Source organism: Streptomyces sp. NPDC003393 (assembly GCF_053589015.1).
This window is the reverse complement of the sequence record NZ_JBSFRB010000005.1, coordinates 180,231-204,294: the sequence shown is the minus strand read 5'-3', so window position 1 is coordinate 204,294 and position 24,064 is coordinate 180,231. Positions and strand designations below refer to the sequence as shown.

Sequence of the window (24,064 nt, the reverse complement as noted above, 5' to 3'; positions counted from 1 at the left end):
GACGAGAGGTAGGCGAGCGAAGTCTTGTCGGCTGCCACAGTCACCGCTCCCCGTTCCGTGTCCCTCAGCAAGTCCCCCACCGCCGCCGCATCCCCCACGGTGACCGACCCGGCGCTCGTGAAACGCGCCGTGAAGGCCGCCGCGCTGGGCAACGCGATGGAGTGGTTCGACTTCGGTGTCTACAGCTACATCGCGGTGACCCTGGGCAAGGTCTTCTTCCCCTCCGGCAACCCGACCGCACAGCTGCTCTCCACCTTCGGCGCCTTCGCCGCGGCCTTCCTGGTCCGTCCGCTCGGCGGCATGGTCTTCGGGCCGCTCGGCGACCGCGTCGGCCGCCAGAAGGTGCTGGCCGTCACCATGATCATGATGGCGGCGGGCACCTTCGCGATCGGCCTGATCCCCTCGTACTCGGTGATCGGCGTGGGCGCCCCGCTGCTCCTGCTGGCGGCCCGCCTGGTGCAGGGCTTCTCCACCGGCGGCGAGTACGCCGGCGCGTCGACCTTCATCGCCGAGTACGCCCCCGACAAGCGGCGCGGCTTCCTCGGCAGCTGGCTGGAGTTCGGCACGCTGGTCGGCTACATCGGCGGCGCGGGCCTGGTGACCCTGATGACGGCGCTGCTGTCCTCGGACGAGCTGGTCTCCTGGGGCTGGCGGATCCCGTTCCTGATCGCGGGCCCGATGGGCATCATCGGCCTGTATCTGCGGATGCGGCTGGAGGAGACCCCGGCGTTCGTGGCGGAGGTCGAGAGGGCCGAGGCGGACCGCCCGAAGGTGCCGCTGCGCGAGATGGTCGCGGGCCAGTGGAAGGCGCTGCTGCTGTGCATGGGCCTGGTCCTGGTCTTCAACGTCACCGACTACATGCTGCTGTCGTACATGCCGAGCTATCTGACCAGTGAGCTCCACTACGACGAGACGCACGGCCTGCTCGTGGTGCTGGGCGTGATGGCCCTGATGATGATCGTCCAGCCGTTCGCCGGCGCGCTGACCGACCGGGTCGGCCGCCGCCCGGTGATCGCGGCCGGCTGCGCGGGCTTCCTGTTCCTGTCGATCCCGGCGCTGCTGCTGATCCGGCAGGGCAGCCTGGCGGCGGTGGGCCTGGGCATGGGCGCGCTGGGCCTGCTCCTCGTCTGCTTCACGGCCGCGATGCCGTCCGCCCTGCCGGCCCTGTTCCCGACCCGCTGCCGCTACGGCTCTCTGTCGATCGGCTTCAACGTCTCCGTGTCCCTCTTCGGCGGCACCACCCCGCTGGTGGTCACGGCGCTGATCGGCGCGACCGGCAACATGATGATGCCCGCCTACTACATGATGGCGGCGGCCGTGATCGGCGGCTTCGCGGTCTGGCGCATGGCGGAGTCGGCGGGCCGGCCGCTGCCGGGCTCGGCGCCGTCGCTGGAGTCCTGAGGACGGACGCGGCCGCCGGCGGTCGCACAAAGGCATGGGCAGTCGCGCGGAGGCGCGACTGCCCATGGCCATCTCCACCGCTAGGCTGAAATCTCCGGAGAATCCCCCCAGTCCCCGGCTATATTCGTGAGTGCAGCCAGTTAGGCAATCTAACTAGGTAAACGAAAGGTTTGATGCATGAGCGACCCGCAGCTCTGGGACGAGGTCGACAGCTACTTCTCCACGCTGCTCTCCCCGGAGGACGAAGCCCTCCAGGCCACCCAGCGCGACAGCGACTCGGAGGGCCTCCCGCACATCAACGTCACGCCGAACCAGGGCAAGCTGCTCCAGCTCCTGGCCCGGCTCCAGGGCGCCCGCACGGTCCTGGAGATCGGCACCCTCGGCGGCTACAGCACCATCTGGCTGGCCCGCGCCCTCCCCGAGGACGGCCTGCTGATCACCCTGGAGTACGACGCGCACCACGCCGACGTGGCCCGCCGCAACATCGCGTACGCCGGCCTCGACCGGATCGCGGAGGTGCGGGTCGGCCCGGCTCTGGAGTCGCTGCCCAAGCTCGCCGACGAGAACCCGCCGCCCTTCGACCTGGTCTTCATCGACGCCGACAAGGTCAACAATCCGCATTACGTCGAGTGGGCCCTCCGGCTGACCCGCGCGGGCAGCCTGATCGTCCTGGACAACGTGGTGCGCGGCGGCGAGGTGACCGACCCGTCCAGCACCGACCCGGGCGTGCGCGGCACCCGGGCCGCCCTGGAGCTCATCGCCGGGCATCCGAGGCTGGAGGGCACGGCCATCCAGACGGTCGGCAGCAAGGGCTACGACGGCTTCGCCCTGGCCCGGGTCCTGGCCTGACCGGCGCCCGCGCGCATCTCCGCGCCTCCACGCCCCCGTCGCTCTACACCTCGTGGTAGAAGCCCACGTTGACGCTGCGCGGGCTCGTGCGGTCCTGGACGACGATCTCGCCGGAGCCGCCCCGGGGCAGCCGGACCGTGCCGCCGTAGGCGAGGGCCTGGGTGTGCTCGCCGGACGTCAGCCGGACCTCGGAGGACGGATCCGGATGCGAGCCGCGCAGCCAGGTCAGCTGCCAGACACCGTCGGCCCCGCACAGGAACTCCAGGTGGACCCGGGAGACGAACAGCCAGTCCTCGGGCGTCACCAGGCGGCACACGGACCCGTCCCGGCCCATCCGCAGCACGGCGCCCGGGTCGCTGGGCGCGTCGGCCATCAGCATGCCGGCCGTGGCGCCCGCGTCCGTCCCGGAGACGGAGGCCATGGTGAGTTCGAGCACGTGCGCTCCTCGTGTTCGGGCGCCGGGCCGCTGCCCGCACAGCTGCCTCTGCCTCTGCGCGTGCCCGGCCGCGGGCGCCAATGCCGGTGGCGGAGCGCCTGATTGACGCACCGCGCGGCATGATAAATCGACCGGCCATGGCACGTCCGGCACAATGGGCTCATGACCGAGCGAAAGCCACCGGGTGTTCCGTTCGAGTCCTGGGTCGAGAAGGAGATCCGTGACGCCCAGGGGCGGGGCGACTTCGACCGGTTGCCGGGCGCGGGCAAGCCGCTGCCGGACGACACGACGTACGACGAACTGTGGTGGATCAAGCGGAAGATGGCCCGCGAGGGCCTGTCCGTCCTGCCGCCGACACTGGCCCTGCGCAAGGAGGCCGAGGACGCCCTGGCAGCGGCCTACGCGGCACCCTCGGAACGGATCGTGCGCAAGATCACCGCCGAGATCAACACCAAGATCCTCGACATGATGCTCAAGCCCCCGCCCGGCCCTCCGCTGGGCCTGAAGCGGTACGACGTCGAGGAAGTCGTCCAGGAGTGGCGGCGACGACGCGTGTCCCGGGCAGCGGCCGGGCACGAGTAGCGGACCGCTCACGCGCAGGCGACCGGGTACCAGCAGGCGACCGGACACCAGCAGGCGACCGCGGGGCGGTCACGGATATCCGGTTGCGCGGCCGGTGGACCCGCTCGCGACAATGTCCGGCATGACCTGGACCGTCACCCCGGAGCCGTACGACTCCCCCGCCGCCGTCGCGCTGTGGCGGGCGTACTACACCGAGGTCAGCGACCGCTGGTACCTGCACCACGAGGGACACCGCACCGACCCCGACGAGCTGGAGCGGGAGGTCGCCGCCCGTACCGGCGCCGAACTCGCGCCGCCCACGGGGAGGTTGCTGCTCGCGCGGTACGACGGCCGGCCGGTCGGCACCGCGGGCGTGCGGCTGCTGGACACGACGACCGCCGAGCTCACCCGGGTCTTCCTGCACCAGGAGCTGCGCGGCAGGGGCGGCGCGGCGCTCCTGGTCGGCGCGGCCGAGGACGCGGCCCGCGCGCTCGGCGCCCGGCGCATGGTCCTCGACACCCGCAGCGACCTGGTGGAGGCCCGCACGCTGTACGCGCGCCTGGGCTACGAGGAGACCGCCCCGCACAACGACGCCCTGTACGCCGAGCACTGGTTCGCCAAGCCCCTGGCCTGACCCCGGCGGCCGCCGCCCGGTCCCCGCGCTCACGCCACGCGGGGCACCGGCCGCTCCCCCGGTTCCGCCTGCGGGCGTTCGGCGTCGGAGCCGCACAGCTCCTGGGTCAGTCCCTTCACCAACTGCACCAGATCGGTCTGCCGCTCGGGCCCCCACCAGTCACCGAGCAGTTCGGCGAGCGACTCCTCACGGGCGCGCGCCAGCCGCTCGGCGGCCTCGTGCCCCTGTGCGGTCAGAACGAGGTCAAGGCCCTTGCGTTCGGCCAGGCGCCGCTCCTCGACCTGGCGGGCGGCCTCGATGATGACGTTCAGCGGGACGGGGCTGCGCTCGGCCAGTACGGCGGGCTCCACCCAGCCGTACTTCTTGATCCGCAGCACCAGCCAGCTCGCCGCGGGTTTCAGGTCGTAGCCGGCCCGCTCGGTGATCCTCCGGTAGACCTCCCGCCGCCCCTCTCTGGTGCCCAGCACGGACAGCGCGCGGCACACCTCGTCGTAGGAGGACCGCTCGACGGGGTTCGTGGCATAGGTCTCCGTGCCGTCGGGGGCCGTGACCGAGCCGCGCAGCCTGTCCTCCTTCAGGAACCAGGCCAGGACGAAGCCGAGCAGGGCGACCGGGGCGGCGTAGAGGAAGACGTCGGTGATGGCGGAGGCGTAGGCGTGCAGGGCGGCCGGGCGCAACCCGGCCGGCAGGGCGGCGATGCCGCGCGGGTCGGACTTCAGAGAGTCCACCGAGACCCCCGGGGGCAGTGCGGTGCCCCGGAAGGCGTCGGCGAGCTTGTCGCCGAGGCGGCCGGCGAAGACCGTGCCGAAGATGGCCACGCCGAAGGAGGCACCGATGGAGCGGAAGAAGGTGGCACCGGAGGTCGCCACACCCAGGTCCTCGTAGCCGACGGCGTTCTGCACGATCAGCACCAGCACCTGCATCACCAGGCCGAGACCGAGCCCGAAGACGAAGAAGTAGCCGCTCGTCTCGGCGGTGCCGCTGTGCTCGTCGAGCCGGTGCAGCAGGAGCAGTCCGAGGGTGGTGACGGCGGTGCCCAGGACCGGGAACACCTTCCAGCGGCCGGTGCGGCTGACGATCTGCCCGGAACCGGTGGAGGCCAGCAGCATGCCGAGCACCATCGGCAGCATGTGCACACCCGACAGGGTCGGGGAGATGCCCTGCACGACCTGGAGGAACGTCGGCAGGTAGGTCAGCGCGCCGAACATGGCGAAGCCGACGATGAAGCTGATGACGGCGGACAGGGTGAAGGTGCGGACGCGGAAGAGCTTGAGCGGCAGGACCGGTTCCGCAGCCCGGCGCTCCACGGCCACGAACACCGTCGCGAGGACGACGCCCAGCACGGCCAGCCCGATGACCTGCGGCGAACCCCAGCTCCAGGTGGTGCCGCCGAGCGAGGCCACCAGGACCAGGCAGGTGGCGACCGAGGCGATGAGCACGGTGCCCGGGTAGTCGATCTCATGCTGCTGCGACTTGCGCGGGATGCGCAGGGCCGCGGCGATCACGGCCAGGGCGACGATGCCGACGGGCAGGTTCACGTAGAAGACCCAGCGCCAGCTCAGATGCTGGGTGAACAGTCCGCCGAGCAGCGGCCCGAGCACGCTGGTCGCGCCGAAGACGGCACCGAACAGACCCTGGTAGCGACCGCGGTCGCGGGGTGGGACGACATCGCCGACGATCGCCATGGACAGCACGATGAGGCCGCCGCCGCCCAGGCCCTGGAGCGCCCGGAACGCGATCAGTTCGGGCATGTTCCGCGCCATCCCGCACAGCGCCGAGCCGATCAGGAAGATCACGATCGCGGTCTGGAAGAGCCTCTTGCGGCCGTACTGGTCGCCGAGCTTGCCCCACAGCGGAGTCGCGGCGGTCGAGGCCAGCAGATAGGCGGTGACCACCCAGGACAGGTGCTCCAGGCCGCCGAGGTCGCTGACGATGGTGGGCAGCGCGGTCGACACGATCGTCTGGTCCAGCGCGGCCAGCAGCAGGCCGAGGAGCAGCGCGCCGATCGAGACCAGGACGTTCCCGGGGACGTGCTCGTCCGGCCGGAGCGGGGCACCGGCGTGCGCGGACCGGGCGCCGTCACCGTCCGGCACGTCGCCCGTGGTGCCCGTTGCCCCCGTCCTGCCGTGCCCGTCCCCGCCCATGGAGACCTCCCGACGCTCGCGTGCCTTGTTCCATCCTCATCGGTGTGTCCCGCTATGGCCTGTCGAGTCCTGTGCGGAGGCCGCCATTCCGGGGGCTTCGGGGAGACGGTGTGGAGAGAATCTGCATAATCCTTGGAGTTCTCAAGGGGAGGGGCCGACGCGTGGAACAGCCGAACGGGCACGTCTGCCCGGAGTGCGGAGCACCCCGGGCCACGGACAAGTCCCCGTCGTGCGCCTGCGGCCGACGGGCGGCCGACGCCCTGCGCGACAACCGCACGGCCGAGGCGGCCGCGGCGGAGGACTTCGACCCGCTGCGCATACGGCCATACGTGGACGTGGACAGGACGCCGGGGGCGACGGGGACCGCGGACACCGTGGACGCTGCGGACACCGTGGCGGCTACGGGCGCCACGGGGGTCACGGGCGCCGTCGGAGCAGGGTCCACCGCGGACGGCACGGACCCCGGCACCGGTGAGGGCGGTACCGTCCGCGTCGCCTCCGGCGAGGGCGAGGGCGAGGGCGAGGGCGAGACCATGCGTATCCCACGCGTGGACGCCGGCACGTGGGGAGCCGGCGCGGACGGCACCCCACGCGTCTTTGATGCCTCCGGCGCCTCCGCCGAGGACGGCGCCGTGCCCACTCCCGGCAGTTCGCACGTCACCGGACCCGCCGAGGCGGAGACACGGGCCGTGCCCGCCGTCGAGGCGACGATGCGGCTGCGGCCGGCCGCGCTGCCCACTCCGCTGGCGCCGCGGGCGGGCCGGCCGAGCGCCTCGGACCTCAGCCTGTTCGACTCCGGCGGTGACGGTCCGGCGGGCACGCCGGGTCGAGCGGGCGCGGGCGCGGACGGTGCGCGGGGGCGGGCCGCGCGCGGCCGGCGCCGGCCCGGCGCCCTGCTCGCGGTGTCCGGAGCCGTGGTCGCGGTCGTGGCGGCGGCCGGATACGCGAGCGGGCTGTTCTCGTACGAGTCCCCGGCTCGGGACGGGGCCGCTGCCCAGGATGTACGGGAGAGCATCCCGGACGGCCCGACGCACACGGCCCGGCCGTCCTCGCCGCCGGCCACCGCTTCATCGTCCTTGCCGCCGGAGTCCGCGGCGGCCGGCGCGTCGCCGTCCCGCAGCGCGAGTCCGTCGCCGTCCCCCTCGCCCTCGGTGACGGGCGCCTCGCCGACGGCGTCCCCAACGGATTCCGGGTCCGGTACCGGGCCGGGCTCGGAGCCGCCCGCGCCGACACAGACCGCGGCGACCGTCCAGGCCACGGCGACCCCGCAGCCCGCCGCCGTCCTGCGCCGGGGCGACCAGGGCCCCGAGGTGGCCGAACTCCAGCAGCGACTGGCCCGGATACACCTGTACACCGGCCGGATCGACGGCGTCTTCGGCCAACGACTGGAGAAGTCCGTACGCACCTATCAGTGGGCCCGCGGCATCACCTCGGACGGCCTCGGGGTCTACGGCCCGGCGACACGGGCCCGCCTGGAGTCGGAGCCGTCGTTCTCCTGACGTCGACCGATGTGCGGGCGAGAGATCAGCCGGGGCCGTCGGCCCGGGGCGTCAGCCCAAGGCGCCCGGCAGAGACTCCGGGCCAAGACGTCAGCCCGCGCCGTCAACCAGAGCGATCAGCCTCAGACGTCAGCCGATGTGCAGACGGACGGCGCCGGACTCCGCCGGCTCGACGCGGACCTGGGTGAGGTCCGCGACCACCGCGTCCGGGCCGTGGAGGGCCGCGCGGGGGCCGACGCCGACCACGCGCATCCCGGCGGCGCGCCCGGCCGCGATGCCCGCCCCGGAGTCCTCGAAGGCGACGCAGTCGGCGGGGGCGACGCCCAGTTCGGCGGCGCCCTTCAGGAACCCCTCGGGGTCGGGCTTGCTCGCGCCGACGGACTCGGCGGTGACGCGCACGTCGGGCAGCGCGAGGCCGGCGGCGGCCATCCGGGCGGTGGACAGGGCCACGTCGGCGGAGGTCACGAGCGCGTGCGGCACCCCGCGCAGGGCGGCGAGGAACTCCGGCGCGCCGGGCACCGGGACCACGCCGTCCATGTCCGCGGTCTCCTCGGCGAGCATGCGGGCGTTGTCGGCGAGGTTCTGCTCCAGGGACCGGTGCGGCAGCAGCACCGCCATCGAGGCGTGGCCCTGACGGCCGTGGACGACCTTCAGCACCTCGTCACCGTCCAGTCCGTGCCGGCCGGCCCAGCGCCGCCAGATCCGTTCCACGACGGCGTCGGAATTGACCAGGGTGCCGTCCATGTCCAGCAGAAGCGCGTGGGCGGTGAGCACGGCGGTGGCCGTCATCGGCAACTCCAAGGCAGGCGAAGAGGGCGTACGGAGGGGGCGCACGGACGGGCCGGGGGTGACCCCCGGAGATCCCGTGGGGACAAGGCGGCCCCGCCCGCCGGTCAGGGGAAACGGGCGGGAACCACTTTGTTTCTCTACGGTACAAAATCGAACCGCTTCCCGCCACCGCCCCCCACCGGCCGCACGCCCCGAGGGCGGCTCCGGCGCCTCCCGCTCAGGCCACCGCCTCCCACAGGCTCCACACGCCGAGCGCCGCCATCAGCATGGCCGCGATCTTGGTGATGAGGGCCAGCGGGACCCGCTTCATCAGCGCCTTCCCGCCCACGATGCCCAGGCCCGCCACCGCCCACAGGGCCAGTACCGCGCCCACGCCGACGGAGACCGAGTCGTCGTAGCGGGCCGCGAGGTTCGCCGTCATGATCTGGGTGAGGTCACCGAACTCGGCGACGAGAATGAGCATGAAGCCGGTCCCGGCGACCTTCCAGAAGGACTGGTCCTCGGGACGGCGGATCTCCTCCTCGCCGTCGTCCTTCTTCAGCAGCAGCATCGCCGCGCCGCCGAGGAAGAGCACGCCGGTGAGCGCGTGCACGATCCGCTGCGGCAGCAGGGTCAGCGCGCTGCCCGCCGCCACGGCGAGGGCCACGTGGAGCAGGAACGCGGCGGCGACGCCGGCGAAGACGTACGAGGCGCGGTAGCGGGTGCCGAGGACGAGTCCCGCCAGGGCCGTCTTGTCCGGCAGTTCGGCGAGGAAGACGACGCCGAAGACGAGCGCCAGGACGCTGAGACTGATCATTCCTTCTCAATCGGTCGGGCCACCCGGCCGAGAGTGTGACGTTCGCGATCAGACGCCTCGGCAGGGCAGCACATGGATCCACCCGTGGCGACGCACGGGCGTGCACTGCTTGCCGAGGGTCTCGCCGGCCGACCCGACCACACCTGCGGTGCGAGGTCCGCCTCCGGGCGCCGGCTCAGGCGGGCTGAGCAGTATGTCGACGGTCCGGCGAAGGGCTACTCCCCCTCTGCGCCGTCCATGGTACGGGATCCGAAAAGTTCAGCCGCGAACCTTGTCGTGTCATGAACGCGTCACTAGCTTCTTCCCGGACACACACCTCCCCGCAAGGCGGCGCCGCGAGCATCCCCTCGCCCGCCCCGACACCCCACCCCCAAAAGGGAGTTCACGTGACTCGTTCCGCCAAGGTCTACGCGCGTCGACGGCTGAGCATACTCGCGGCCCTCACCGGACTCATAGCCTCCGTCGCCCTCTTCAACTCCCCGGCCGCCTCCGCCGCCCTCCCCACGCCGGTCAGCGCCTCGACCGCCCGCAGCTACCTCTCCAGCCTCACCGTGGCCGCCGAGAACCGCACCGGCTACGACCGCGACCTGTTCCCGACCTGGATCACCATCTCCGGCACCTGCAACACCCGCGAGTGGATCCTCAAGCGGGACGGCACCAACGTCGTCACCAACTCCTCCTGCACCGCCACCAGCGGCAGCTGGTACTCCCCCTACGACGGCGCGACCTGGAGCGCCGCCTCCGACGTGGACATCGACCACCTCGTATCCGTAGCCGCGACGATCTGAATCGGTAGCTTTGCAGTTCAGAACGTCAGCGCCATACTGCTGACAAGTGGCGGCTGCGAGATGATCAGCGCATGAGTTTCCGCGTGTAGGTCAGGCACGTTCGTGACCGTGATCTCCTGTGAACGCGCCCTTGCCGGCCGCGGTCCCCGTCGTGGCTGTGGGACGCCGGTGGAGTGGGGACCTGTGTCGGTGCGGCTGTCGCGGTTTCCTATGAAATCAGGTGGAGTCTCAGCGGCCGGAAGTGGTTGGGTCCTGCTCAAGGCTTCGCTGACACGGCCCGGCACAGTGCGAGACGCAAGGTCCGAATCGCACGCGCGGTCCAGCCGGCGTGTCGTCGAGTAATGGAGGTTATCGCGGTGGCTGGTTATGGGGCGCTTTCCGACGTGTACGAGTGGCTTATCGGGGACGACAGGTTGACCCCCGCCAAGGCAGCCGCGGTTTACTGCAGCGATGTCGTGGGCTCTCTGCCGCCCAACGCACGCGTCCTCGACTGCGCGTGTGGAACCGGCCAGCTCGCCGTCGGTCTCGCGAGTCTTGGCCTTGACGTGGTCGCCGCAGACGCCAGTGATGGGATGGTTCGCCGGACCAAGAACGCCGCCGACGAGCAGAATGTCTCGCTTCGAGCCCTCCACGCGAGCTGGGACGAGTTGCCCGACCACCTGGAAGACTCCACGTTCGATCTGGTGTTCTGCGTCGGCAACTCACTCGGGCACGCCGAGGGCGCAGCCGGGCGCCTGACCGCACTGGAAGCGATGTCGCGGCTACTGAATCCGGGCGGACGCCTCGTGCTCACGTCACGCAACTGGGAGCTCGTGCGCTCCGCCGGTTCACGGGTAGACGTCCGTGATCGACTCATCCGCCGCAACGACCGCGATGCGGTCGTCAGCTACTACTGGCAGATCGAGCAGCGCTGGGAGCAGGAACACTTCCTCGAGATCGTGGTCGCCCAGATCGAGCCGGATGGGGCAGTGCGAGCCTGCTCGGAGCGGTTGTCCATCTGGCCCTACCGATACGAGGACCTCGTGGGGCAGTTGCGAAGCGTTGGGCTCACGGTGCAGTCCACCACCTTCGCCCCCGAGAGCGATGGCTACGTGGTGGTCGCCAGCCGGGACTAGGCGCGAGGCACGTCTGAGCCGCTACGCTGATCCGCTTTGCGTCGTTGTCGTTGCACCGATCTCCTCGCCAAGCTCAACATCCCGACCCGAAGCAGATCGTCACACTCGAGCCCACACCCCGCTGACCAGCACGACACCAGCGCCTGGAGAACCGCCTCTCAGGCGCCCTCGCTCATACCCACGCAGGTCAGACCCTAGATTCGTGACTCCAGGCCGCTGAATTGAGCGGACGCAGGTCAGTCGGCCTCGTAGCGGGCCAGGCGCCTGCGCAGGTCGAGGTTCTCACCTTGCGCGATCTCGAGCGCCTGGCGGAGTCTCGTCACCTCCTCTCGGTGAGTCTCCTGCTGCCGCGTGAGGCGGGCGCTCAGTGCCCTCACCGCGGCGGAGGTCGAGGGGTCGCCCGGTGGATCTGCAGGCGCTGCCGGAACGGGCCCGCTCTTGGCGCGGTGGCGTTCGATCCGGGTACGCAGTTCCGGGCTCCGGTAGAGGAAGTCGGTGCTCACCCCGGCCTGGCGGGCCACTGCGGTGAAGCTGATGGGCTTTCCCGCCTTGGCCAGCCCGGCAAGCGCGGCGCGGGCCCGCTTCTCGGCTTCCTCGGTGCGGGCGCGGGTGGCCTGGCGGAGATGCTCCGGCATGGGCGTCATGCGGTCGGCTCCTGTCGTTGGACGGTGGACTGTGATTCGGGGCGGTCGGTCGCGCCTGCCCCGCGCACCGCCCTCAGTTGTCCGTCCTCACGGACACTGACCTCGTCCAAGGCGACGAGCACCTTGTTCAGAGCGCGGGTCTCGGCGAGGCGGCCGGCGAGCCAGATGTTGTCCTCGCCCATCGGCTCACCGTGACGGGCGGTGAACTGCGCCTGGCGGCGTGCGATCAGTGCTTCGGTCTGGCCGAGTTGGTGCTGTAGTTCGTCGCGGTGGCTGGCATCGGTGACGAACTTGTCGCAGGTGAGGCAGGCGTTGCCCTTGGAGCAGACCTGTCTGGGCGGGAGCATGCACCAGCCGTTGGGCAGTACGCGGTCGGCGCGTTGGTCCAGGTGAAGGAGGTCATAGAGGTCGCTCGGGTTCACCTCGGCGGTCCGGCCGTCGGCCGTCACCTTCTTGTAGCGGAGGAACTCGCGCTCGGCCGTCACGGCCAGGGTCTTGGCGTAGTGCATGGTCATGGCCGGGGTGACGTGTCCCAGGTAGCGCATGACGACGTGGATCGGGACCCCGGCATTGATCAGGTCGGTTGCTCGCGTGTGCCGAAAGGTGTGGGTCTTGGAGACCTTGACCGAGCGGCCGACGCTGTCAGTGATCGCGAGTTTCTCCGTCAGTGAGCCGAGTCGGCTGTGGAAGGTCGCCGAGGCATAGGGCCTTCTGCCGAGCGGGTTGTTCCTGGTCTGCAGGAAGAGGTATCGCGGGTCCATTCCCTCTGAGGCGCCCTGGGCTGCGATGAACTCGCGGGCCCACTCCTGCTGAAGGCGGATGATGTCGACGATCTCCTGGTCGACCGGGATCGTCGGCGGATCGCCACCGGCGATCTTCGTCTGCTGGTAGGCGAGCCGGGCAACGAAGCCGTCCGGCTCGTTGTCCTGCTGCTTGCTTGTCGTCAGCAGTGGCAGTAGCGGTTCGAAATCCATCATCAGGACCTCGTTCATACGTCGACCCGTCCGGATCAACAGCATGAGCGCGTGGAATGCCTGCCGGTCGTCGAGCCCGCCCTCGGACTTGGGAGCCGCAAGCACTCCCGAGCCTGCGGCGATCTTGCTGATGACCTCGTCCTCCAGTGCCATGTCGTCCGGAGGTCGGTTGGTGAGCCGCGGCTTGTCCTCCAGCCGGAACAGCACGGAGTGATGCGCGCCCAGCGCACCCCAGCGTCGGTCCCCGAGCACCCTGACGGCCTCGGCGCGGTTGTCGTACATCCAGCGATAGAACGCCTCGACGGTCACCAGCGTGCTGCGGCGGCTGTTCTTGGAGAGCCGGCCGCCCTTATTCGGGCCGGTCATCGTGATGTGGCTGTTGAGGGACTCCACGAATCCGCGCAACCAGGTCCGGAGCTGATCGGGGGATCCGACGAGCTGAGGGCCTGAGCAGCCGACCTGGTCGATGTACCACTGGAACCACTTCAGGTGGTCGAGACGGCTCTTCACCGACGACCACACGTACCGCTCCGTCGACAGCTGCACCGACAGCCACCACTTCGCGGCCTCCCGGAACCAGTCCGTCGTAAGCTGGCTGAAGTTGGCCACGGACCGACCCCAGGGCTCGTGCTCGCGCTGCGGGATGCGCCGATCCAGACTGGGGTTCCACACGTCCAGTCGCCACCATTCTCCGTCGTGGTAGGCGTGGGCCAAGCGGTCCTGGAGATGCTTGACGCTGTTCAGCACGTGCGTGACGAGCCTCGCGTTCCGCGACGCGTCAGTTCGCATGACCGCACGCTGCACTTCGCGCGCCCATTCCTCGTGGGAGAGCGCCGTCAGCGACCTCGCGGAACGTGCCTGCGGTCCGCCGTGCTCGATCGCGAGGACCAAGCCCCGCCTGAGTTCCTGGAACCGCACTGTGGTGATGGCGTATCCCTCGGCGACTTGCTGATGGACGCACCAGGCCAGTTCCCAGATCATGGGCTCGGGCAGACCCCGGAAGCTGATCGCCTGGGAATACCAGCCCTTCTCCCGGTCAATGGTCTGCTTGGTGAAAGCCCTGCCGTAGTCCTCCGGCATGTTGGCCGAGTCGAAATGGTCCTGCCGGTGCTCCTCCGGCAGACTGTCCCACAGTCGCCGCGCCTTCTCCTCGCTGAAGAACCGGGCCACGGACAGGCGCGGGTCTCGCTTGTCCTGCCGCTTGCGCTCCGGAGTACGCGGCGAGGGAACGGCCGCCGTCTCTGCTTGCGGGTGGACGATCGGCTCAGTTTTCATGACGGCGTCCCCAGGCTTGTGTCATCTCCTGCCAGTCCGCACACGCGCGCAGCTCGGCGTCCTCGGTCACATGGGCGTACGTGTTGATCGTGGTCTGGATGTCGGCGTGGCCGAGCCTCCGGCTGACCACGTGCATGGGCACGCCCGACAGCAGCAGGGCTGTGGCATGGGTGTGCCGGTACCAGTGCGGTGTCATATCCGGCGGTAGACCAGGGACGTGCTGTTTCCTCGTGGCCAGGTGCTTGTAGACGCTCTCCGCCCTGAGCGGAGCGAACCGGCGTCCACGGTGCAGGTTGCAGAAGATGTACGCGTCGTCCCAGTCGTCCAGCTCGACATCGGCGCCGGCCTCGCACAGGGCCCAGACCCAGTCGCCGTACAGGCGGTCCAGGGCGGAGCCGATGAAGACGCGGCGGTGGCCGCTCTTGGCCCGCAGGCCGTGCGGGTGGTCCTCGCGATGGACGACCTCGACCTGCGCGGTCGTACCCGTGCCGGTCTTCCAGTCGCGGTGCCGCAGGCCGAGCGCCTCGCCGAGCCTCAGCCCGGTCTCCTCCAGCAGGGTCCACAGCAGGCGGTATCGAAGTTCGCCCGACCAGACCGCGCCCGCCGAGTTCCAGGTCGCCTCCACCTCGCGGAGCGCTGACATCTGGTCGGGCAGCAGCACTGGCACCGGTTTCGCACGTACACGGATCTTGACCACGCTCGAACGCCGTCCGGTTCTGCGCGCCACGTGCTCCAGGAACGGCAGGTAGCTTCCCGGCCGGGCCTTCACCGTCTCGTACAGCCGTCCCGCGACCTCGACCCCGCGAGCCGCGTGATAGCGGTAGAAGCCCATGACCGCGCGAGCCCGGCTCGCCACGGTCGCGTCTGCCGCCTTCGTGCCCTCATGGAGCGGCACCACGTCCCCAGACACGCTCCCGCGACGCAACTGTCCGACGAAGGTACCGAGTTCAGTAACCCCGATCGCGTCCCACGCCTGCGCCCGCCGCTCCAGAAACGTCCACCACAGGGCGAGGCCTCGCGCGTAGCTCTTGAGGGTGTTGGGTGAGCAGTCCCTCGATCTCAGGTACTCCAGGTACTGCTCGACCGGCTCCGCGACACGGTAGTCCTCGCCGATGACCGTCCACGTCACGCCTTCACTCATGAGCACCCGTTGCGTACTCGCCACCGCACCCCCTCCGTTACCGCTGTCAACGGCATCACACCGCTGTACCGGATAACGCACCGCTCACAAGAAGGACACGGCTCACCCACGCCATGTCGCAGACGTCAGCGGCGTCACAATCAGGGTGCGGATAACACCTCGTGCCGCTGGCCGAGGCCTGGGACTCCGGCGCGAGCAAGTGGACCACCTCGCAGCGCCAGGCCTTCGCCAACGACGTCACCCGGCCCCAGCTCCTCGCCGTCACCGACAACGTCAACCAGTCCAAGGGCGACCAGGACCCGGCGACCTGGATGCCGTCCCGGACCGCGTACCGCTGCACCTACGTCCGCGCATGGGTGCAGGTGAAGCACTACTACCACCTCTCGGTCGACTCGGCGGAGAAGAGCGCCCTCCAGAACTACCTCGCCGGCTGCTGATCGCACGGGTCTGTCCGCCCTGCGCCGTCGTTCAATACCGTACGGATCGACGAGCAGGGCGAGCCGGTGCCGGGGGTCGGCGATCGCGCGGGGGCCCGGAGGGCCGAGCAGCGTCGCCGCCCCCGGCACCGGCCGAGTCGCCCCGGGAGGCGACCGTGGAAGGGGGCGGGCGAGCGCCGTGGCCGGACTGCGCCTGGGACCACTGCTGAGGTACGTCGACGACTCGTCCGCGACCGTGTGGGTCGAGGCGAGCCGCCCGTGCACCGCCGAGGTCCGCTGCCCGGGCGGTGCGGGCGGCACCGCCCGCACCTTCCAGATCGAGGGGCATCACTACGCCGTCGTCCCGGTGACCGGTCTCACACCCGGCACGTCGGTGCCGTACGAGGTACTGCTCGACGGCGCCCGAGTGTGGCCGCTGCCGGGCTCGCCCTTCCCGCCCTCCGTCATCCGCGTGCCCGGCCCGGGCGACGGCCTCCGCGTCGCCTTCGGGTCGTGCCGCTGGGCGGCGCCCCCGGAGGACGGCAGGGACCCGGCCGGGCCGGACGCGCTGGACGCCCTGGCGGCGCGGATCGCCGCCGACCCCGAGGGCGAGCGCCCCGACGTGCTGCTGCTCCTGGGCGACCAGGTCTACGCGGACGAGACCTCGGAGGCGACCCGGCGCCGGCTCGCCGCCCGCCGCGACCCCGCCGACCCTCCGGGCAGCGAGGTGGCGGACTACGAGGAGTACACCGGGCTCTACCACGAGTCCTGGCGCGACCCGGAGGTGCGCTGGCTGCTGTCCACCGTGCCGAGCTGCATGATCTTCGACGATCACGATGTCGTGGACGACTGGAACACCTCCGCCGCCTGGCTCGCCGACATGCGCGCCACCCCCTGGTGGCGGGAACGGTTGCTGAGCGGCCTGATGTCGTACTGGGTGCACCAGCATCTGGGCAACCTCTCCCCCGCCGAGCTGGCCGCCGACCCGATCTACGCCGTCGTACGGGCGACCCCCGACGGCACCGACGCGCTGCGGACCTTCACCGCCCGTGCGGACGCCGACCCGGCCTCGGTGCGCTGGAGCTACCGCCGGGACTTCGGCCGGGTCCGGGTGCTGATGGTGGACACCCGGGCGGCCCGGATCCTGGACGAGGACGGCCGGGCGATGCTCGACGCCGGGGAGACGCGGTGGCTGCGGGAGCAGGCGCTCGCGGAACCCGGCTCCTGCGACCACCTCCTGATCGGCACCTCTCTGCCCTGGCTGCTGCCCCACCTCGTGCATGAGGCAGAGGCGTGGGACGCGGCGCTGTGCCGGGGCGGGCGGGGTCCGCGCTGGGCGCGGTTCGGTGAGTGGCTGCGGCGGCGCGCGGACCTGGAGCACTGGGCGGCGTTCCCGGCGTCCTTCGAGGCGCTGGCCGACCTGCTCGCCGAGGCGGGGTCGGCCCCCGGGGCGCCCGCGACGGTCTGCGTGCTCTCCGGTGACGTCCATCACGCCTACGTCGCCGAGCCCGCGTGGCGCTCGCGGCCGGTGGGCTCCCGGGTGGTGCAGCTCACCTGTTCGCCGGTGCACAACTCCGTGCCGCTGTCGATGCGGCTGGGCTTCCGTTTCGGCTGGAGCGCGCCGGCGCGGGCCCTGGGCCGGCTCCTGGCCCGGCACGGGGACCGTGTCGAGCGATCCGTGACCTGGCGGCGCACGGGTGGCCCCTGGTTCGGCAACCAGCTGATGACCCTCATACTGCACGGTCGTTCGGCGCGGCTGCGACTGGAGCGGGCACGGGCGCAGGCCGCGGCGGGTGGGCGGGCCCGGCTCGAGACGACGGCCGAGCGCGAACTCGCACGGTAGGGCACGGGTGCGCCGCTCGGCGGCACGTTCCGCTGTCCCGCATTGTCCGCGGCACCACCCGCTCGGGCACTCCCCGCCATTCCGCGCCGTACCACCGCAGACGAAGCGGCCGACGGCAGCTTCGGCACGGCCCGGATGGGCTGGACACGCTGCTCGCCCGGCGCTGGGCGCAGCAGCGGCCCACGGCCGAGCGGACGCCGGTCGCGGCCTGACGTCGAGGCCCGGCGACCGGCCGCAGCCACCGACCGGTCGCCGGGCCTCGCCATCACCGTCCGGCGGGCCAAGGGGCCCAGTGGCCCGAGGACCCGGCGGCCCGAGCCCTGTCGTTCCGCCACCCGGACGGGCGTCGGCCGGCAGGGCTCGGGCGGCCGTCTCGTCACTCTTCGGCGCTGTTCCCGGAGGCGTCTTCGGCGCCGGCGTCGGAGACTGCTCGGGAGGCGGCTTCGAAGGCGTTCCACCGTCGCTCCGCCCCCTTTTCGGGGCAACAGCGAACACATTTGCCCCCGAGGCACCACCTGTCACATCCGCGGCGTACGCTGTATGGCTGTTCACAGGCCGCCCCTGCCGCTCCCCCGCGACGTCGCGGCACGGTCCGGTCCACGGGGGAGTTCAGGAGTCGTCGTTGCTGGAGAGTCTGGCGAGGGTCGGGTCGCTCACCGGCGCACCATGGATCTACGTCGTGGTCGCGCTGTCGGTGCTGCTCGACGTCTTCCTGCCCGTACTGCCCAGCGGGGTGCTGGTCGTCACCGCGGCCACCGCGGCCGCCGCCGGTTCGGGTGCCGCGACGGGGCAGGTCCCGGGGAACGTGCCCGACATCATGGCGCTGATCCTGTGCGCGGCGACGGCGTCGGTGCTGGGCGATCTCGTCGCCTACCGGCTGGCCTGGAGCGGCGGCGCACGGCTGGACCGTGCGATCGCGCGTTCCCGCAGGCTCAGCTCGGCGCAGGAACGACTCGGCGTGGCCCTGTCCCGGGGCGGCGGCGCGCTGGTGGTGATCGCCCGCTTCGCCCCGGCCGGCCGCTCGGTCGTCTCCTTCAGCGCCGGCGCGATGCATCGCCGCGTCCGGGAGTTCCTCCCCTGGTCCGCCCTCGCCGGTCTGTCCTGGGCCGGCTACAGCGTCGCCCTCGGCTACTTCGGCACACGGTGGCTGGGCGCCGCCTGGCTGGCGACGGTCGTGTCGGTGGCGGCCCTGTTCGCGGCGGGCGCGGCGGCGGCGTATCTGATGCGCAGGGCCCCGGTGGCCTCCGAGGCGTCGCCCTGAGGGCTGTCCCGTGATCCGCGGTGGATCAGCGCGCGGCGTCGGATGCCGGGGGCACCTCCCACGCCGTTCAGGCAGTGGGAGAGCATCACACGGCGGAGGGATGTCCGTCTACTGGGCGTATGCGGACGTTCCGACAACGCGGCGAGGTGCCGTAGCCGACGTCCCGCGCCCGCCGGGGATGGCGGGACAGCCCTCAGGGGTCCAGGAAGTCTGTCCGCGTCGCGGCCGTGTCAGCCGGCCTTGCGCGCCGCCGCCTGCCCCCGGACCTCCAGGCCCGCCAGCAGTTCCTCCGTCGCCGCAGCGATCGCCTCGACCGCGTGGTCGAAGACCTCCCGGTTGTGCGCGGCGGGGGCCCGGAAGCCCGAGACCTTCCGCACGAACTGGAGCGCGGCGGCCCGGATCTCCTCCTGGGTCGCCTCCTCGGGCAACGCGGGCGGACGCAGTGTCTTGATACTCCGGCACATGGGTCCAGTCTCCCCCGTCCGCCGTTCGGTGTCCGGCATTCGGAGTCGGCTGTTCCGTCCGCCGCTGCGCGCTCCGCGCCGTACGTCCTGCGCCGCAAGGCTTGCCCCGCCCGGCGGAAGGAATACCTCCGGTCCGCCTCCGATTGCACCGGACATGACGACCGTGGAGATCACCTACATCGGCGGCCCGACCGCCGTCATCGAACTCGCCGGCCTGCGCCTGCTCACCGACCCCACCTTCGACGCCCCCGGCGCCCATCCGATCGGCTCACGTGAGCTGACCAAGACGACCGGCCCGGCCCGCAGGCCCGACGACATCGGCACGATCGACGCGGTGCTGCTCTCCCACGACCAGCACCCGGACAACCTCGACACCTCAGGCCGCGCGCACCTCACGGCCGCTCCGCTGGCCCTGTCCACACCGTCGGCCGAGTCCCGCCTGGGCGCGCCCGTGCGGGCGCTCGCCCCCTGGGAGCGCGTCGAACTGCCGCTGCCCGGCGACGGGGCCCTCCACGTCACCGCCGTCCCCGCCCTGCACGGCCCCGTGGGCGCCGAAGCCCTCGTCGGCGAGGTGACCGGCTTCGTCCTCTCCGGCGACGACCTGCCCAAGGTCTACGTCAGCGGCGACAACGCCTCCCTGGACCTGGTCCGCGAGATCGCCCGCCGCGAGGGCCCCTTCGACATCGCCGTGCTCTTCGCGGGCGCCGCGCGGACCCCCCTCGTCCCGGACGCCCCACTGACCCTGACCAGCGCGCAGGCGGCCGAGGCCGCCCGGATCCTCGGTGCCCGTCATGTCGTGCCGCTGCACTTCGAGCACTGGGCGCACTTCACCGAGGACGGCCCCACTCTGACGAAGGCCTTCGCCGAGGCGGGACTCACCGAGCGGCTGCACCTGCTCGCCCCCGGCGCCTCCGTCCGGATGTCCGTGGTGGACGCGCTCTGACGTGGGAGCCGGTGCCGCGGGGCATCGCGCGCGGGCGGTGATCCGCCGCTCAGGCGGTGACCCGGCCCAGGGCGAGGATCGCGCGGAACAGCACTCCGAGGAGCCCCAGCCCGATCCCGCCGGCCCGGGCGCCCCAGCGCGGGTGGAACACACCGGCGAGGGTCCCCAGGGTGACCAGCGGTACGCCGAACCGCGCCAGGGCGGTCAGCGCACCCCCGAAGCGCAGGGGGCCGCGAACCCCGTCCTGGCAGGTGGCGCAGGCGATCCCGAGCAGCGGCCCGACCACCCCCACGACGGCGTCGGCGAGCAGCACGAACAGCGCGAGGACGACGAGCCCGAACCACTCGACGGCGGTGCGGGACGCGGTTGCCTGGGAGTTGCGGGACGGCGTTCCCGGGGCGTTGTGCGCGGTGTTCTCCATGGCCCGGACGCTACGGATCACGACGGCGGGCCGGCATCCGTGCCGCTACTCAGAGCGGCCGCGACGATACTCAGCCGGGGACGGGGCCAGGGCGTGGGTCCGACGACGGATCGTCCACGCCGGGGGCGCATCGAACACACGAGCCCATCGAAGCGAGTCGCGACGCGAAATCGAACAGGCGTAGCATTGCGCCGTGGCTACGCCCTATGACTTCCCGAGTGACCTCCTGGCCGGCCAGGAGGAACTGCATCAGGTCCGGGCCGAGCTCGCGGCCCTGCTCAAACGACTGCCCTGGTCGGTGGAACCGCTGGACGGTTTCAGCGACGCGGGCGGCTGGCGCAAGGTGGAGCGCCCGGCCTCCCCCGGCTGGACCGCCGACGAGCAGGCCGAGGTCGAGAAGCTCCGCCGCCGGGAGCACGAGCTCGCCGTGTTCGTCACCACCCACCGGTACTGGTCCGAGTTCACCGGCCCCGACCGTGTCGACGCCCGCAGCCGGCTCAAGCACGCCCACGAGAACCCGGAGGACGAGGAGGCGAGCGCGTGAGGCGGCCGCGCCCCACCGCTCCCCCTGCCCGAGCCGCACACAACCGGTTTGCGAGACGGTCCCCCTGGCAGGGTAGGCTGACCACTCGTCCCGGGTGCGTAGCTCAGGGGTAGAGCGCCTGCCTTACAAGCAGGATGTCGGCGGTTCGAAACCGTCCGCGCCCACCAAAACGTGTCCTGACCAGGGAAGACAGACCAGGACATGACCAGAAGGCAGTAGGTCACACCAACCAGAGACGGTTAGGTGAGGTGACTGCCTGACAACACCTTGCCTAGCCGATGACAGGCTAGGAGACCTGGTGTCCACCGTGACAGCACTGCCGACACTGGCAGATGAGTACGTCATCCACCTGAGGGCAACCAACAACAAGCACGGCCGGCCCTACCAAGAGAAGACAGTACGGACGTACGCCGAGGCAGTGCGCACCCTCGGTCAGTGGATGAGCCGGCAGAGGCTCGAAGACTTCCGGCTCGACACAGACACCCTGAACACGTTCTTCCGGGACTACTACGCCACGCATGACCGTGGCGGAACCAACTCCGTACAGAGGAACCTCAGGACGTTCTTCCTCTTCCTCGAAGACGAGTACGACCACCCGAACCCCTACCGGGACAGGAAGCTTCAGCGCTACTCCGCTCCTACCGGAGCACGTCCCAAGACACTGGCACCTGAGTTTGTCCGGGACCTTCTCAAGGCCACTGGCAACGGACACCCGCGGGTGAGGGAGTTCGAGAAGGTCAGGGATCACGCCATGATCCGGGTCCTGACCGAGGGACTGAGGGCAGAGGAATTGCTGTCCCTCAGAGTCTCGGATCTCCACCTGTCCCAGGGCCTTCTACAGGTTGTCCCGCTCAAGGATGCCAGGGCAGCAGGAGAGGGCAGGATCATCCCCTTGCAGCCCAGGACAGTCATTGCCCTGACCCGGTACCTCAGGGCCAGGGAAGGACACAAGCTGTCTGACAGTGACTGGCTATGGCTTGGCACGAGGAACCGAGGCCACATGAAATATTCAGGTCTCTACCGCATGGTGAACCGTAGGGCCAAGGAAGCCGGACATGCCTCGGTCAGTCCACATCAGTTCCGCCACACGTTCGCCCATGACCTTCTGTCGGCAGGAGTGGCAGAGGGAGACGTAATGACCGTGGCCGGCTGGAAGTCCCGGAGCATGGTGGACAGGTACGCCGCGGACATGGCCACTTCTCGGGCAGTCAAGGCGGTCAAGCGTATGGGTGACCGGTACTAGCGGAGCGACAGCGGCGCAGCAGTGGCACACACCAGACCAAACGAACCGTCAGGGAATAACCGAGGCACGCCCGTTGTTGGGCGTGTTGGGAGGGGAAACCATGCTGGAGATCACGCAGAGCGAGGCGGACCGCAGCAAGGCACTTGAGCTGATCTACGGAGCAGAGATCAGCACCACCCGTACGTGGGTGGAGACGGACTCACTTCTCGTAACGGAGGTGCTGGGGGGACCGTTCGGCAAGTACTACGCGGTGGTCATCACCAATCATGCCGGGGAAGGCGAGACCGAGGAACTGACCCGACTTGAGGGGGAGCTTGGGAAGCCCCTCGGAGAATGCATCATCGAGAAGGAACACCACGCCAAGGAGCACCCTTGGTTCCCCGGAAGCAAGAGCTTTGACCTTCTGACGCTGTACGCCGGATAGCCGTACCGGTGACAACTGAATAAGTAACACCCCCGACAGGGCCCATGGCAACCGTCATGGGCCTTTGTCGTTCCAATTAAATACGAGACATCAGCAAGGCCCCGGTAATCCTGCCGGGGCCTTTTCTTTTGCCCAGGGGAGATAGCATGAGCTTTCTTGAAGAGTACGTTTACGAGATTGATACCCACATACTGAAGCTGCGGAAGAGACGCTATGCCTTGGCCGCGGAAACCGTACCTCCGACAGGACAGGCCGGCATGTGGTACTCAGACGTAATCCAGTGCGTACCAAGGAGTGGTCAAGCCGTGGCGAGACAGATAGCCCGACTCTGCGGCGACGACTCCCAGGTAACCATTCCGTGGCGCTCCCTGGCAGATGCAGTTGGCGTCAGGGACTCCGCGGGTCGACACATGGCCTACACGCAACGCGGCGTAGAGGCTCTGACCAAGGCCGGATGGCTGGAAGTCGAGACTACCGGGGCCAAGAGGGGAGCCAAGACAACGTTTCGACTGTTGGTCGGTGATCCTGGTGTTGAGTGGCTCGGTTGGATGGATGATGAGGATTGGTACGAGGAAGTAGCCTGACCTGTAACGGAACTTATGTACAGAGTAAGAGCTTGCCGGGGTGAGGCAAGCGACAACCTAGTAAGAGGTCACGGAATCAAAGGGAGTGACCTCGTTACAGTACTGAGTAAGATCACTAGGCCAGGGCTCCTAAGGCCCTGGCTCTCAGAAGGTTTACATGTTAGGTGCCCTGGTTTAGAGCCAGGGCACTACTGGTGTCGCCGTGGTCTCAACCCGACCATGGCTCTTACTAAGGCCATAAGTCTGTCTTCGATCTTTAGGGATCACAGACAGCCCAGGAAGAGGGAGGAACGGAGAGACGACCGACAGTCGAATTAGCCAGGGCTTCAAGGCCCTGGCAGTGAGACGGGAGAAGTTACTTCGACCTAGGAGAGTTACTCGACTAGAGATTGTCCCGCCCCGCCCAAGCCTCTGTACGGCTCTGTACGGGCCTCTGGGAGTCTTCCTGGTGCATTGCCAGAAAGCCTCCCCCAGAGGCTCCTAGGCCCCTTAGAAGGCTTTCTAGGGCTATGTGTGCTCCTGCTCCCTGGTTCAAGTTGTTCTGGCCGGCCAGAGGCAATACCCCACGAGGGGGGTATTCAGGCTGAGCCAGCCAAGGGTACTCACTGAACGAGTGCCCCTAACCAGGACACTAATCCTGACTCTCAGTTTACTGTCGCGGATCGCGACACTTACCCGGACCTAGCTGTAACTAATCTTTACACCTATCTGACCTGGGGTTTTGTAGACGTTATCAATCTGTGACCCCACTTCCTGTCACAGACCCCCCTTGAGTGACACCTACGTCATAGGTAGAAGAAGAAAACAGAGCCGGATCATCTGTCTCTGGTCATCTTCCTAGGCTGCTCTCCTAGTGCTCTCCTAGCCGACACCAA

At 69.8% G+C, this 24,064-nt stretch carries 22 protein-coding genes, 1 tRNA gene and 2 pseudogenes; 16 read left to right on the top strand and 9 right to left on the bottom strand.

What is annotated here, in order from left to right; genetic code table 11:
• The first annotated feature begins 24 nt into the window (after positions 1-24).
• On the top strand, positions 25-1,401 hold the full coding sequence (gene proP / locus ACWDUZ_RS07630; protein ID WP_451630871.1) for a glycine betaine/L-proline transporter ProP: 1,377 nt from the start codon (positions 25-27) through the stop codon (positions 1,399-1,401).
• A 177-nt stretch (positions 1,402-1,578) separates the two neighbouring features.
• Positions 1,579-2,250, top strand: a complete 672-nt coding sequence (locus ACWDUZ_RS07625) for an O-methyltransferase (protein WP_451630870.1) — start codon at positions 1,579-1,581, stop codon at positions 2,248-2,250.
• Positions 2,251-2,293: 43 nt separating this feature from the next.
• Here the strand turns inward: ACWDUZ_RS07625 and ACWDUZ_RS07620 are convergent, their stop codons facing one another.
• On the bottom strand, positions 2,294-2,686 hold the full coding sequence (locus tag ACWDUZ_RS07620) for a hypothetical protein (protein ID WP_451630869.1): 393 nt from the start codon (positions 2,684-2,686) through the stop codon (positions 2,294-2,296).
• Between the two features lie 162 nt (positions 2,687-2,848).
• Between ACWDUZ_RS07620 and ACWDUZ_RS07615 the strand changes: the two genes are divergently transcribed.
• Together ACWDUZ_RS07615 and ACWDUZ_RS07610 are read left to right on the top strand one after the other, a co-directional pair.
• Positions 2,849-3,268, top strand: a complete 420-nt coding sequence (locus ACWDUZ_RS07615) for a DnaJ family domain-containing protein (protein ID WP_451630868.1) — start codon at positions 2,849-2,851, stop codon at positions 3,266-3,268.
• Positions 3,269-3,380: 112 nt separating this feature from the next.
• The gene (locus ACWDUZ_RS07610; protein WP_451630867.1) at positions 3,381-3,881 is read left to right on the top strand and encodes a GNAT family N-acetyltransferase; all 501 of its coding nucleotides are present in this window, start codon (positions 3,381-3,383) and stop codon (positions 3,879-3,881) included.
• A gap of 29 nt (positions 3,882-3,910) precedes the next feature.
• Here ACWDUZ_RS07610 and ACWDUZ_RS07605 read toward each other — a convergent pair whose 3' ends face one another.
• Positions 3,911-6,025, bottom strand: a complete 2,115-nt coding sequence (locus tag ACWDUZ_RS07605) for a DHA2 family efflux MFS transporter permease subunit (protein ID WP_451630866.1) — start codon at positions 6,023-6,025, stop codon at positions 3,911-3,913.
• A 161-nt stretch (positions 6,026-6,186) separates the two neighbouring features.
• On the opposite strand from ACWDUZ_RS07605, the gene ACWDUZ_RS07600 reads away from it, so the two are divergent.
• A complete protein-coding gene (locus ACWDUZ_RS07600; RefSeq protein ID WP_451630865.1) occupies positions 6,187-7,524 on the top strand; it encodes a peptidoglycan-binding domain-containing protein in 1,338 nt (445 codons plus the stop codon).
• 129 nt (positions 7,525-7,653) lie between these two features.
• Here ACWDUZ_RS07600 and ACWDUZ_RS07595 read toward each other — a convergent pair whose 3' ends face one another.
• Together ACWDUZ_RS07595 and ACWDUZ_RS07590 are read right to left on the bottom strand one after the other, a co-directional pair.
• A complete protein-coding gene (locus ACWDUZ_RS07595) occupies positions 7,654-8,313 on the bottom strand; it encodes an HAD-IA family hydrolase (RefSeq protein WP_451630864.1) in 660 nt (219 codons plus the stop codon).
• Between the two features lie 217 nt (positions 8,314-8,530).
• Positions 8,531-9,109: a TMEM165/GDT1 family protein gene (locus ACWDUZ_RS07590; RefSeq protein ID WP_451630863.1), complete on the bottom strand. Its 579-nt coding sequence runs from the start codon at positions 9,107-9,109 to the stop codon at positions 8,531-8,533.
• Positions 9,110-9,495: 386 nt separating this feature from the next.
• On the opposite strand from ACWDUZ_RS07590, the pseudogene ACWDUZ_RS07585 reads away from it, so the two are divergent.
• Together ACWDUZ_RS07585 and ACWDUZ_RS07580 are read left to right on the top strand one after the other, a co-directional pair.
• Positions 9,496-9,885: pseudogene (locus ACWDUZ_RS07585) on the top strand (hypothetical protein); the annotation flags it as partial.
• A gap of 353 nt (positions 9,886-10,238) precedes the next feature.
• Positions 10,239-11,012, top strand: coding sequence for a class I SAM-dependent methyltransferase (locus tag ACWDUZ_RS07580; RefSeq protein ID WP_193783248.1), 774 nt, complete (start codon positions 10,239-10,241; stop codon positions 11,010-11,012).
• Between the two features lie 236 nt (positions 11,013-11,248).
• Here the strand turns inward: ACWDUZ_RS07580 and ACWDUZ_RS07575 are convergent, their stop codons facing one another.
• Genes ACWDUZ_RS07575 through ACWDUZ_RS07565 form a run of 3 tightly spaced genes read right to left on the bottom strand, consistent with a single transcriptional unit; the run spans position 11,249 to position 15,046 of the window.
• Positions 11,249-11,656 (bottom strand): DUF6262 family protein, encoded by a 408-nt coding sequence (locus tag ACWDUZ_RS07575; protein ID WP_451630862.1) that lies wholly within the window; start codon positions 11,654-11,656, stop codon positions 11,249-11,251.
• Entirely contained in the window at positions 11,653-13,905 is a 2,253-nt protein-coding gene (locus ACWDUZ_RS07570; RefSeq protein ID WP_451630861.1) for a tyrosine-type recombinase/integrase, read from the bottom strand. The genes ACWDUZ_RS07575 and ACWDUZ_RS07570 overlap by 4 nt, the downstream gene beginning before the upstream one ends.
• Positions 13,895-15,046, bottom strand: a complete 1,152-nt coding sequence (locus ACWDUZ_RS07565) for a tyrosine-type recombinase/integrase (RefSeq protein ID WP_451630860.1) — start codon at positions 15,044-15,046, stop codon at positions 13,895-13,897. Before ACWDUZ_RS07565 ends, ACWDUZ_RS07570 begins: the two co-directional genes overlap by 11 nt.
• A gap of 155 nt (positions 15,047-15,201) precedes the next feature.
• Here ACWDUZ_RS07565 and ACWDUZ_RS07560 point away from each other — a divergent pair.
• The 3 genes and pseudogenes from ACWDUZ_RS07560 to ACWDUZ_RS07550 form a co-directional block, all read left to right on the top strand.
• Positions 15,202-15,483: pseudogene (locus ACWDUZ_RS07560) on the top strand (HNH endonuclease family protein); the annotation flags it as partial.
• Positions 15,484-15,661: 178 nt separating this feature from the next.
• Positions 15,662-17,305, top strand: coding sequence for an alkaline phosphatase D family protein (locus ACWDUZ_RS07555; RefSeq protein WP_451630859.1), 1,644 nt, complete (start codon positions 15,662-15,664; stop codon positions 17,303-17,305).
• A gap of 622 nt (positions 17,306-17,927) precedes the next feature.
• Positions 17,928-18,566, top strand: coding sequence for a DedA family protein (locus ACWDUZ_RS07550; protein WP_451630858.1), 639 nt, complete (start codon positions 17,928-17,930; stop codon positions 18,564-18,566).
• Positions 18,567-18,796: 230 nt separating this feature from the next.
• On the opposite strand, the gene ACWDUZ_RS07545 is transcribed toward ACWDUZ_RS07550, so the two are convergent.
• On the bottom strand, positions 18,797-19,030 hold the full coding sequence (locus ACWDUZ_RS07545; RefSeq protein ID WP_362042181.1) for a DUF2277 domain-containing protein: 234 nt from the start codon (positions 19,028-19,030) through the stop codon (positions 18,797-18,799).
• 154 nt (positions 19,031-19,184) lie between these two features.
• Here ACWDUZ_RS07545 and ACWDUZ_RS07540 point away from each other — a divergent pair, with 154 nt between their 5' ends.
• Positions 19,185-19,973 (top strand): MBL fold metallo-hydrolase, encoded by a 789-nt coding sequence (locus ACWDUZ_RS07540; RefSeq protein ID WP_451630857.1) that lies wholly within the window; start codon positions 19,185-19,187, stop codon positions 19,971-19,973.
• 49 nt (positions 19,974-20,022) lie between these two features.
• Here ACWDUZ_RS07540 and ACWDUZ_RS07535 read toward each other — a convergent pair whose 3' ends face one another.
• A complete protein-coding gene (locus ACWDUZ_RS07535) occupies positions 20,023-20,394 on the bottom strand; it encodes a hypothetical protein (RefSeq protein ID WP_451630856.1) in 372 nt (123 codons plus the stop codon).
• Between the two features lie 193 nt (positions 20,395-20,587).
• On the opposite strand from ACWDUZ_RS07535, the gene ACWDUZ_RS07530 reads away from it, so the two are divergent.
• The 5 genes from ACWDUZ_RS07530 to ACWDUZ_RS07510 all read left to right on the top strand — a co-directional run bounded on the left by ACWDUZ_RS07530 (position 20,588) and on the right by ACWDUZ_RS07510 (position 23,189).
• Positions 20,588-20,938, top strand: coding sequence for a hypothetical protein (locus ACWDUZ_RS07530; RefSeq protein ID WP_451630855.1), 351 nt, complete (start codon positions 20,588-20,590; stop codon positions 20,936-20,938).
• Between the two features lie 92 nt (positions 20,939-21,030).
• A tRNA-Val gene (locus tag ACWDUZ_RS07525) sits at positions 21,031-21,105 on the top strand.
• Between the two features lie 131 nt (positions 21,106-21,236).
• Positions 21,237-22,181, top strand: a complete 945-nt coding sequence (locus tag ACWDUZ_RS07520) for a tyrosine-type recombinase/integrase (protein WP_451630854.1) — start codon at positions 21,237-21,239, stop codon at positions 22,179-22,181.
• Positions 22,182-22,281: 100 nt separating this feature from the next.
• Positions 22,282-22,605, top strand: coding sequence for a hypothetical protein (locus tag ACWDUZ_RS07515; RefSeq protein WP_451630853.1), 324 nt, complete (start codon positions 22,282-22,284; stop codon positions 22,603-22,605).
• A 146-nt stretch (positions 22,606-22,751) separates the two neighbouring features.
• Complete coding sequence (locus tag ACWDUZ_RS07510; protein WP_451630852.1) at positions 22,752-23,189, top strand: hypothetical protein; 438 nt, start codon at positions 22,752-22,754, stop codon at positions 23,187-23,189.
• Positions 23,190-24,064: the final 875 nt, after the last annotated feature.